This is a genomic window from Tepidimonas fonticaldi, assembly GCF_001675355.1.
GTDB lineage: Bacteria > Pseudomonadota > Gammaproteobacteria > Burkholderiales > Burkholderiaceae_C > Tepidimonas > Tepidimonas fonticaldi.
Genome location: NZ_LZDH01000011.1, coordinates 18,558 through 27,998, shown reverse-complemented (window position 1 = coordinate 27,998; position 9,441 = coordinate 18,558). Strand labels below are relative to the sequence as shown.

Sequence of the window (9,441 nt, the reverse complement as noted above, 5' to 3'; positions counted from 1 at the left end):
CTCCGGCCGCGAGCCCGCGGTGACGGGCCGTAGCGGGCGCGGCATCATCCAGGTCGGTGGCGAGGTCGAAATCGTCGGCATCCGCCCCACCGCCAAGACCACCTGCACCGGCGTGGAAATGTTCCGCAAGCTGCTCGACCAGGGCCAGGCGGGCGACAACGTCGGCATTCTGCTGCGCGGCACCAAGCGCGAGGAAGTCGAGCGCGGCCAAGTGCTGGCCAAGCCCGGCTCCATCACGCCGCACACCCACTTCACCGGTGAGGTGTACGTGCTGTCCAAGGAAGAAGGCGGCCGCCACACCCCGTTCTTCAACAACTACCGTCCGCAGTTCTACTTCCGCACCACCGACGTCACGGGCTCCATCGAACTGCCCAAGGACAAAGAGATGGTGATGCCGGGCGACAACGTCTCGATCACGGTCAAGCTGATTGCGCCGATCGCGATGGAAGAAGGCCTGCGCTTTGCGATCCGCGAAGGCGGCCGCACCGTCGGCGCCGGCGTCGTCGCCAAGATCATCGAGTGAGGCTGCGGTCATGAACAAGCAAAAGATCCGCATCCGCCTCAAGGCGTTCGACTACAAGCTGATCGATGCCTCTGCGGCCGAGATCGTCGATACCGCCAAGCGCACCGGCGCCATCGTCAAGGGCCCCGTGCCCCTGCCGACGCGCATGAAGCGCTTCGACATCCTGCGCTCGCCGCACGTCAACAAGACCAGCCGCGACCAGTTCGAAATCCGCACCCACCAGCGTCTGATGGACATCGTCGATCCGACCGACAAGACGGTGGACGCGCTGATGAAGCTGGATCTGCCGGCCGGCGTGGACGTCGAGATCAAACTGCAGTAATCCGCAGCGCTTGACGCCGCGAAGCCCGCAAGGTAAACTTGCGGGCTTCGCTCTTTTTGCGGGCGAAGCAAACCTGTAACCTGCCCGTGCCTTCGGAAGATTTTTCTGGGGGCGGGCCATCAGCCCCGGCCAATTGCAGTCGGGAACGGAGAAAACAATGAGTCTGAGCAACTCTCTCGGGTTGTTGGGCCGCAAGGTGGGCATGATGCGTCTGTTCACCGAGGACGGGGACGCAGTGCCCGTCACGGTGGTCGATGTGTCCAACAACCGGGTGGCGCAAGTCAAGACCCAGGCCGCCGACGGCTACGACGCCCTGCAGGTGGCGTTCGGCAAGCGGCGCGCCACGCGGGTGACCAAGCCCATGGCCGGTCACTTTGCCAAGGCTGGCGTCGAAGCCGGCGAAATCCTCCAGGAGTTCCGCGTCAGCGCCGAGGTGGCGGCCAAGTACGCCCCGGGCGCGGTCATCCCCGTTGCCGAGCTGTTCCAGCCCGGCCAGAAGGTGGATGTGCAGGGCACGACCATCGGTAAGGGCTACGCCGGCACCATCAAGCGCCACAACTTCGGCTCGCAGCGCGCCTCGCACGGCAACAGCCGTTCGCACAACGTGCCGGGCTCGATCTCCATGGCGCAGGACCCGGGCCGCGTGTTCCCGGGCAAGCGCATGACCGGTCACATGGGCGACGAGACCGTCACCACCCAGAACCTGGACGTGGTGCGTGTCGACGCCGAGCGTCAACTGCTCCTGATCAAGGGGGCCGTTCCGGGTGCCAAGGGCGGCTTCGTGACCGTCCGTCCGGCCGTCAAGGCTGCCAAGTAAGGAGCGAACGGATGCAAGTCGAACTCCTCAACGACCAGGGTCAGGCCGCGTCCACCGTGGACGTGCCCGAGACCGTGTTCGGTCGCGAATTCAACGAAGCGCTGGTGCACCAGCTGGTCGTGGCCTATCAGGCCAACGCCCGCCAGGGCACGCGCGCCCAAAAGGATCGTGGTGCCGTCAAGCACACGACCAAGAAGCCGTTCCGTCAGAAGGGCACCGGCAACGCCCGTGCCGGTATGGCCTCGTCGCCACTGTGGCGCGGGGGCGGCAAGATCTTCCCGAGCAGCCCCAACGAAAACTTCAGCCAGAAGCTCAACAAGAAGATGTACCGCGCCGGCATGGCCGCCATCTTCTCGCAGCTCGTGCGTGAAGGCCGTCTGTCGGTGGTCGAGGGCCTGAAGGTCGATGCGCCCAAGACCAAGCTGCTGGCGAGCAAGCTCAAGGCCATGAACCTGAACTCGGTGCTGGTGATCGCCGACGAGGTCGACGAGAACCTGTACCTGGCGTCGCGCAACCTGCCCAACGTGCTGGTCGTCGAGCCGCGCTACGCCGACCCCGTGTCGCTGGTGCACTACAAGAAGGTGCTGGTCACCAAGGGTGCGCTCGACCAACTCAAGGAGATGTTCGCATGAGCCAGCCGAAGTTCGACGAAGGTCGCCTGATGCAAGTGCTGGTGGCGCCGATCATCTCGGAGAAGGCCACCCGCGTCGGCGAAAAGGCCAACACCGTCCTGTTCAAGGTGCTGCGCGATGCCAGCAAGCCCGAGATCAAGGCTGCGGTGGAGCTGCTGTTCAACGTGAAGGTGCAGGACGTCAACGTCCTGAACCAAAAGGGCAAGGTCAAGCGCTTCGGCAAGACCATCGGTCGCCGTGACCACGTGCGCAAGGCCTATGTGACCCTGGCCGAAGGTCAGGAGATCCAGTTCGGCGGAGAGGGTGTCTGATCATGGCAGTCATCAAGATGAAGCCGACCTCGCCGGGCCGTCGTGGCATGGTGAAGGTCTCGCGCGATAACCTGTACAAGGGCCCCGGTTACGCCCCGCTGCTGGAGCCGCTGGCCAAGACCGCCGGTCGCAACAACAACGGGCACATCACCGTGCGCCACAAGGGCGGCGGTGCCAAGCACCACTACCGCGTCGTGGACTTCCGTCGCAACAAGGACGGCATCCCGGCCAAGGTGGAGCGCCTGGAGTACGACCCCAATCGCACCGCGCACATCGCGCTGCTGTGCTACGCCGATGGCGAGCGCCGCTACATCATCGCGCCGCGCGGTATCGAAGTCGGGCAGACCGTGGTGAGCGGGGCGGAGTCGCCGATCCGCGTCGGCAACACGCTGCCGATCCGCAACATCCCCGTCGGCTCGACCATCCACTGCATCGAGCTCAAGCCGGGCAAGGGCGCCCAGATGGCGCGCTCGGCCGGTGCCTCCGCCGTGCTGCTGGCGCGCGAGGGCGTCTATGCCCAGGTCCGCCTGCGCTCCGGCGAAGTGCGCAAGGTGCACGTGGACTGCCGCGCCACCATCGGCGAGGCGTCCAACAGCGAGCACAGCCTGCGCCAGCTCGGCAAGGCCGGCGTCAAGCGCCACATGGGCATCCGCCCGACGGTGCGAGGCGTGGCGATGAACCCGATCGATCACCCGCACGGTGGTGGTGAGGGCCGCACCGGTACCGGCAAGCCGCCGGTCGATCCGTGGGGCAACCTGACCAAGGGTTACCGCACCCGCAGCAACCGCCGCACGCAGAACATGATCGTGTCGCGCCGCAAGAAGTAAAGGGTTGAGCCATGTCTCGTTCTCTGAAAAAAGGTCCCTTCGTTGACCATCACCTGATGGCCAAGGTCGAGAAGGCGCAGGCCGCCAAGGACAAGAAGCCGATCAAGACCTGGTCGCGGCGCTCGACGATCCTGCCCGAGTTCATCGGCCTGACCATTGCCGTGCACAACGGCAAGCAGCATGTGCCGGTGTACGTGACCGAGCAGATGGTCGGCCACAAGCTGGGCGAGTTCTCGCTGACGCGCTCGTTCAAGGGCCACCCCGGCGACAAGAAAGCCAAGAAGTAAGGATTGATCATGGAAACCCGCTGTATCGTTCGCGGCGTGCGCCTGTCGGCCGACAAGGGCCGGCTGGTGGCCGACCTGATTCGCGGCAAGAAGGTGGACCAGGCCCTCCAGATCCTGACCTTCACGCCCAAGAAGGCTGCCGGCATCATCAAGAAGGCGCTGCTGTCCGCCATCGCCAACGCCGAGCACAACGACGGTGCCGACATCGACGAGCTGAAGGTCAAGACCATCCACGTCGAGCAGGGCACCACGCTCAAGCGTTTCACGGCGCGTGCCAAGGGCCGGGGCAACCGCATCAGCAAGCCGACCTGCCACATCTACGTGACCGTCGGCAACTGACCAGGAAAGGAAGACCATGGGGCAGAAAATCCATCCTACCGGCTTCCGTCTGTCGGTCAGCCGCAACTGGGCCAGCCGCTGGTACGCCAGCAACCGCGAGTTCGCCGGCATGCTCGCCGACGACATCAAGGTGCGTGAGTACCTGCGCGAAAAGCTCAAGAACGCCGCCGTCTCGCGCGTCGTGATCGAGCGTCCCGCCAAGAACGCGCGCATCACCATCTACTCGGCTCGCCCGGGCGTGGTGATCGGCAAGAAGGGCGAGGACATCGAGCGCCTGAAGAAGGACCTCGCCACGATGCTGGGCGTGCCGGTGGCCGTCAACATCGAAGAGATCCGCAAGCCCGAAGTCGACGCGCAACTGATCGCCGACTCGATCACCCAGCAGCTCGAAAAGCGCATCATGTTCCGCCGCGCCATGAAGCGCGCGATGCAGAACGCCATGCGCCTGGGTGCGCAGGGCGTCAAGATCATGTCGTCGGGCCGTCTGAACGGCATCGAAATCGCGCGCACCGAGTGGTACCGCGAAGGCCGCGTGCCGCTGCACACCCTGCGCGCCGACATCGACTATGGCACCTCGGTGGCCAAGACCACCTACGGCACCATCGGTGTCAAGGTCTGGGTCTACAAGGGCGACAACCTGGGCCGCAACGACGTGCCGTCGTTGGACAGCACGCCGCGTCCCGACGATGAGCGCCGTCCTCGCGGTCCGCGCCGCGAAGGGGCCCGTCCCCCGCGCGGTGGCGCCCGCCGGGGTGGCAGCAATGCGGCGCCGGCCGACGGCAGCGACAAGCCGGCCGAGGCCACCGCACAACCCGCCGTTAAGCGCGTTCGTTCCGACGCACCCGCATCTGCAGCAGCGGACGGCAAAGGAGAATAACCATGTTGCAACCTGCTCGTCGCAAATACCGCAAAGAGCACAAGGGCCGCAACACCGGGGTTGCCACCAGCGGCACCACGGTGGTGTTTGGCGACTTTGGCCTGAAGGCCACCGACCGCGGCCGTCTGACGGCGCGCCAGATCGAGGCCGCTCGCCGTGCCATCAGCCGCCACGTCAAGCGCGGCGGCCGTATCTGGATTCGCGTCTTCCCGGACAAGCCCATCACCAAGAAGCCGGCCGAGGTCCGCATGGGCAACGGCAAGGGCGGTGTGGAGTTCTACGTGGCCGAGATCCAGCCCGGCAAGGTGCTGTACGAAATCGTCGGCGTGCCCGAGCAGCTGGCGCGTGAGGCGTTCCAGCTCGCGGCGGCCAAGTTGCCGCTGCGCACCACGTTCGTGACGCGCATGCTGGGCCAGTGAGGAAGGAGCACACCATGAAATCCGCTGAACTGCGCCAAAAGGACGTCGCCGGTCTGCAGGCCGAGATCAAGTCGCTGCAGAAGGCCCACTTCAACCTGCGCATGCAAAAGGCCACGCAACAGCTGGGCAACACGGCTGCGCTGCGTCAGACCCGCCGGGCCATCGCTCGCGCCAAGACCATCCTGGCCGAGAAGCAGGCCGCCGGCCAGTGAGGAGCACACCCATGACGCAAGGCAAACTCAAGCGCACGCTGATCGGCAAGGTCGTCAGTGACAAGCGCGCCAAGACCATCACCGTGCTGGTCGAGCGCCGTGTCAAGCACGAGCTCTACGACAAGATCGTGATCAAGTCGAGCAAGTACCACGCCCACGACGAAAAGGGCGAGTACAAGCTGGGCGACATCGTCGAGATCACCGAGAGCCGTCCGCTGTCCAAGACCAAGAACTGGGTGGCCACGCGCCTGGTGCAAAAGGCCGCCGAGGTCTGATGCACCGTCGCGGCGGCGGCCCGGGTGGCCGCCGCTCGCTGGCCTCCATGCCAATGACCGGCCTCGTTGCCAGGTCAATCCGGGCGACCGACAATGCGGTCGCCCGTTTTTATTTGCGAGGAGACCCGAGATGATCCAGGTTGGCGACACCCTGCCCGACGTGACTCTGCTGGAGTACTGCGAGACGGAGGGCAATGGCTGCAGCATCGGCCCAAACCCCGTGCCCGTGCGCGCCGCCGCGGCCGGCAAGACGATTGCGCTGTTCGCCGTGCCCGGCGCCTTCACGCCGACCTGCTCGGCCAAGCATGTGCCGGGCTATATCGAACGCTACGACGAGCTGCGCGCCGCCGGGGTGGACGAAATCTGGTGCGTAAGCGTCAACGACGCCTTTGTGATGGGCGCGTGGGCCCGCGACCAGGGCACGGCGGGGAAGGTGCGCATGCTGGCCGACGGCAGCGCCCAGTTCGCCCAGGCCACGGGGTTGACGCTGGATCTGACGGCGCGCGGCCTGGGCCTGCGCAGCAACCGCTACTCCATGCTGGTGCAGGATGGGGTGGTCAAGGCGCTCAACATCGAGGGGCCGGGCCAGTTCGAGGTCAGCGACGCCGACACGCTGCTGGCGCAGGCGCGGCAACTGCGCTGACGCCATCGCGCCCGTGCGCGGTCAAAAACTTAGCTTGAGGTAGTGCGCGCCCGGCAGCGGGTTGTGGTAATAGGGGGGGATTTCCTCGAACCCGATCTCGTGGTACAGGGTGCGCGCGGCCTCCATGTCGCGCAGCGTGTCCAGCAGCACGCAATCGTAGCCGGCCTGCTGCGCCAGCAGCAGGATCTGCTCGACCAGTTGGCGGCCCAGGCCGAATCCCCGAAACGCCCGCCGCACGAACAGGCGCTTCATCTCGCAGGCGTTGCCGTGGTCGCTGTCCAACAAGGGGCGCAGGGCGCAGCAGCCGGCCGCTTCGCCGTCCACCGTGGCCAGCACCAGCGCACCCAGCGGGGGCGCGTAGGCGCCCGGCAAGCCCGCAAGCTCGTCTGCAAACCCCTGAAAACACAGGTCGATGCCAATGTCGTCCTGGTATTCCAGGAACAGGGTGCGAATGTGTTCCAGCGGCGCCCCGTCGACGACGGTCTGCAGGCGGATGTCCGGTGCAGCGCCGGAGGGGGCGACCAAGGCGGGATCGTCGACCATGCGCCAATGATAGGGGCATCCGCCGCGCCGGGCGAGGGGGCCGTCCTCAGGGGTTGCCCAGGTTTACCACGGCCACCGTCGCCGCGACACTGGCCGCCGCCACCGCCAATGCCAGCAGGCGTTGCCGCCAGCCGTCGGCACTGGCCGGGGTGTCGGGCGGCAGCGGTTTGTCGCCGTGCAGCATGGCCGGCAGCAGCGATTTGCCGCGCCGCAGCCGGTAGTAGGCGATGGCCGCGATGTGCAAGGCGATCAGCCCCAGCACCAACAGCTTGCCCCAGCTTTTGTGAAAGGCCGTCGCGGCATACGCGGTGTCGGAGGCGACGAAGCGCGCCAGCGGCCCCACGAAGGCGATCTCGTCGTCGCTGATGAGGCCGGTGCCCACCTGCACCGCCAGCACCGCGAGCATGGCCAGCACCGACAGCGCCCCCAGGGGCGAGTGCCCGACCTCGTCGTGCGGGCGGCGGCGCCCGCGCAGGTAGTCCAGCACCGCGCCGGGCCCGCGCACGAAATGCCGAAAGCGCGACCAGCGACCGCCGACCAGCCCCCACAGCAGGCGGAACACCAGCAGCGCCAGCACCGCATAGCCCAGCCGCTGGTGCCAGGTCATCCAGTTGCCCCCCAGGTTGCCGGTGATGACCAGGCCCACCACGGCCGCGACCAGCAGCCAGTGAAACAACCGGGTCGGCAAATCCCAGACCCGCACGGGGATGTGGTCGGTATTGGGGTGGGGGGCAGAGGTCATGGCGAAATCCCTTGGCGTGGCAATGTCACAGCAAATGCTTGAACATCAGCATACACTGGAGTTCCCGCTGATCCGTTGGAGGTTTTTTTCATGAAGATTCGCATCCTCGCCGCTGCGGCGGCCGTACTCCTCAGTGGTGCTGCCCATGCGCAGTTCCAAAAGCCGGAGGACGCCGTCAAATACCGCCAGTCGGCGTTCACTGTGCTGGGCGCGCATTTCAGCCGCATCGGCGCGATGGCGCAAGGGCGCGTGCCCTTCGATGCCAAGGTGGCGCAAGAAAATGCGGCTATCGCCGCGACGATGTCCAAGCTGCCGTGGGCCGGCTTCACCCCCGACACCGAGAAGATCAAGAGCCGCACCAAGCCCGAGGCTTGGAGGGAGATGGACAAGGTGCGCGCGGGCGCCGACAAGATGGTCAAGGCGATCGCCGATCTGGAGGCCGCCACCCGCACAGGCAGCCTGGATGCGGTGAAAAAGTCGTTTGGCGATGCGGCGGCCACCTGCAAGGCCTGTCACGACGCCTACCGCGAATAATGATCTGGCCGCGGGGTGGTATGCGCCGCCCCGCGGCATCCGGGGGGCGGCTGCTCGGCCCTCAACCCTCGGCGAGCAGCTTGTCCAGCAGCTGGGCCAGCGCCGCAAAATCCGGCTCGCCGACGTAGCGCTTGACGATGCGGCCCTGCCGGTCCACGATGTAGGTGGTGGGGGTCAGTTTGACCTCGCCCCAGTGGCGCGCCAGCGTGCCGTCGCTGTCGAGCGCCACCTTGAACGGCAACTGCCGTGTCCGGACAAAGTTGGCCACCCATTCGGGCGGGTCGTAGCTCATCGCCACCGCGACCGTCTCGAAGCCGCGCGCGGCAAAGCGCCGGTGCGTCTCGATGAGTTGTGGCATTTCCTTGACGCAGCTGACGCAGGTGGTGGCCCAGAAGTTGACCAGCAACACTTTGCCGCGCAGATCGGCACTGGTCAAGGTGCTGCCGTCCAACAGGCGGAAGGTGGACTCGGGCGCGCGTTCGGCGGGCGCGCAGCCGGCCAGGCCCAGCCCTCCCACCGCAGCGAGCAGGGGCGTAGCCAGCAGCCAGGGACGGATACGGGGGGTCATGCGCAAAAATCCTTGGGGCGGTATCAAGCGGGATTGGACCACAGTCCGCAGGCGCACGCCGCGCCCGGGACTGTGGTGTTTGTGAAACCGATACCCCGAAAAAGTTCGAATTTGCTCCGGCCAGGGGCATGACGGGCTTGCCGCCCGGGGGAATGCGGGCACAATCGTTCGCTATGACCGCAACCGCTTCCCCCTTGCGGCCGCTGCGTGTGCTGGTGGCCGACGACAATCCGCTCAATCTGCGCTTGGCCACGCGCATTCTGCGCGAGATGGGGCACAGCGGGGTGCTGGTCCCGGACGGACGCAAGGCGCTGGAAGCGCTGCGGGCGCAGTCCTTCGACGTGGCGCTGTTCGACGTCACGATGCCCGACATGGGCGGCCTGGAGGCGCTGGCCGAGCTGCGGGCATGGGAGCGCGCGGGCCGCCGCCGCACGCCCGTCATCATGGTGACCGCCTACGACCTGCCCGAAGACCGCCGCCGCATGCTGGATGCGGGTGCCGATGGTTACGTGGCCAAGCCGCTGGACGCCGAGCGGCTGCGGGACGAGCTGCAGCGCGTGCTGGGCTGAA

Annotated in this window: 18 protein-coding genes; 15 read left to right on the top strand and 3 right to left on the bottom strand. The window is 66.5% G+C overall.

From position 1 onward, the window contains the following. The 13 genes from A9O67_RS01980 to A9O67_RS01920 all read left to right on the top strand — a co-directional run. Positions 1 to 523, top strand: a 523-nt coding sequence (locus tag A9O67_RS01980) for an EF-Tu C-terminal domain-related protein (protein WP_269451551.1), incomplete at its 5' end; no start/stop codon positions are given. Between the two features lie 10 nt (positions 524 to 533). After that, positions 534 to 845, top strand: coding sequence for a 30S ribosomal protein S10 (rpsJ, locus tag A9O67_RS01975; protein ID WP_058615886.1), 312 nt, complete (start codon positions 534 to 536; stop codon positions 843 to 845). Positions 846 to 1,002: 157 nt separating this feature from the next. Continuing rightward, positions 1,003 to 1,662, top strand: a complete 660-nt coding sequence (gene rplC, locus A9O67_RS01970; protein WP_068606878.1) for a 50S ribosomal protein L3 — start codon at positions 1,003 to 1,005, stop codon at positions 1,660 to 1,662. Positions 1,663 to 1,673: 11 nt separating this feature from the next. Continuing rightward, a complete protein-coding gene (gene rplD, locus A9O67_RS01965) occupies positions 1,674 to 2,294 on the top strand; it encodes a 50S ribosomal protein L4 (protein ID WP_068606876.1) in 621 nt (206 codons plus the stop codon). Beyond that, a complete protein-coding gene (rplW, locus tag A9O67_RS01960; RefSeq protein ID WP_068606874.1) occupies positions 2,291 to 2,605 on the top strand; it encodes a 50S ribosomal protein L23 in 315 nt (104 codons plus the stop codon). Before rplD ends, rplW begins: the two co-directional genes overlap by 4 nt. A gap of 2 nt (positions 2,606 to 2,607) precedes the next feature. Beyond that, positions 2,608 to 3,432: a 50S ribosomal protein L2 gene (gene rplB, locus A9O67_RS01955; protein ID WP_068606872.1), complete on the top strand. Its 825-nt coding sequence runs from the start codon at positions 2,608 to 2,610 to the stop codon at positions 3,430 to 3,432. Positions 3,433 to 3,443: 11 nt separating this feature from the next. Beyond that, the gene (rpsS, locus tag A9O67_RS01950) at positions 3,444 to 3,719 is read left to right on the top strand and encodes a 30S ribosomal protein S19 (protein WP_068606870.1); all 276 of its coding nucleotides are present in this window, start codon (positions 3,444 to 3,446) and stop codon (positions 3,717 to 3,719) included. Positions 3,720 to 3,725: 6 nt separating this feature from the next. Beyond that, on the top strand, positions 3,726 to 4,058 hold the full coding sequence (gene rplV, locus A9O67_RS01945) for a 50S ribosomal protein L22 (RefSeq protein WP_185974540.1): 333 nt from the start codon (positions 3,726 to 3,728) through the stop codon (positions 4,056 to 4,058). A gap of 16 nt (positions 4,059 to 4,074) precedes the next feature. Next, the gene (rpsC, locus tag A9O67_RS01940; RefSeq protein WP_068606868.1) at positions 4,075 to 4,935 is read left to right on the top strand and encodes a 30S ribosomal protein S3; all 861 of its coding nucleotides are present in this window, start codon (positions 4,075 to 4,077) and stop codon (positions 4,933 to 4,935) included. Between the two features lie 2 nt (positions 4,936 to 4,937). Continuing rightward, on the top strand, positions 4,938 to 5,354 hold the full coding sequence (gene rplP / locus A9O67_RS01935) for a 50S ribosomal protein L16 (RefSeq protein WP_068606866.1): 417 nt from the start codon (positions 4,938 to 4,940) through the stop codon (positions 5,352 to 5,354). Between the two features lie 14 nt (positions 5,355 to 5,368). Further along, positions 5,369 to 5,566, top strand: coding sequence for a 50S ribosomal protein L29 (gene rpmC / locus A9O67_RS01930; RefSeq protein WP_068606864.1), 198 nt, complete (start codon positions 5,369 to 5,371; stop codon positions 5,564 to 5,566). An 11-nt stretch (positions 5,567 to 5,577) separates the two neighbouring features. Beyond that, a complete protein-coding gene (rpsQ, locus tag A9O67_RS01925) occupies positions 5,578 to 5,841 on the top strand; it encodes a 30S ribosomal protein S17 (RefSeq protein WP_068606862.1) in 264 nt (87 codons plus the stop codon). Positions 5,842 to 5,971: 130 nt separating this feature from the next. Next, positions 5,972 to 6,484, top strand: coding sequence for a peroxiredoxin (locus A9O67_RS01920; RefSeq protein WP_068606860.1), 513 nt, complete (start codon positions 5,972 to 5,974; stop codon positions 6,482 to 6,484). 21 nt (positions 6,485 to 6,505) lie between these two features. Here the strand turns inward: A9O67_RS01920 and A9O67_RS01915 are convergent, their stop codons facing one another. Next, entirely contained in the window at positions 6,506 to 7,027 is a 522-nt protein-coding gene (locus A9O67_RS01915) for a GNAT family N-acetyltransferase (protein ID WP_082955282.1), read from the bottom strand. Positions 7,028 to 7,073: 46 nt separating this feature from the next. After that, the gene (locus A9O67_RS01910) at positions 7,074 to 7,769 is read right to left on the bottom strand and encodes a cytochrome b/b6 domain-containing protein (protein WP_068606858.1); all 696 of its coding nucleotides are present in this window, start codon (positions 7,767 to 7,769) and stop codon (positions 7,074 to 7,076) included. A 90-nt stretch (positions 7,770 to 7,859) separates the two neighbouring features. Here A9O67_RS01910 and A9O67_RS01905 point away from each other — a divergent pair, with 90 nt between their 5' ends. After that, on the top strand, positions 7,860 to 8,303 hold the full coding sequence (locus A9O67_RS01905; protein ID WP_068606855.1) for a c-type cytochrome: 444 nt from the start codon (positions 7,860 to 7,862) through the stop codon (positions 8,301 to 8,303). Between the two features lie 61 nt (positions 8,304 to 8,364). Here A9O67_RS01905 and A9O67_RS01900 read toward each other — a convergent pair whose 3' ends face one another. After that, positions 8,365 to 8,871 (bottom strand): TlpA family protein disulfide reductase, encoded by a 507-nt coding sequence (locus tag A9O67_RS01900; protein WP_068606853.1) that lies wholly within the window; start codon positions 8,869 to 8,871, stop codon positions 8,365 to 8,367. Between the two features lie 173 nt (positions 8,872 to 9,044). On the opposite strand from A9O67_RS01900, the gene A9O67_RS01895 reads away from it, so the two are divergent. Then, positions 9,045 to 9,440 (top strand): response regulator, encoded by a 396-nt coding sequence (locus A9O67_RS01895; RefSeq protein WP_197484399.1) that lies wholly within the window; start codon positions 9,045 to 9,047, stop codon positions 9,438 to 9,440. The last annotated feature ends 1 nt before the right edge of the window (position 9,441 follow it).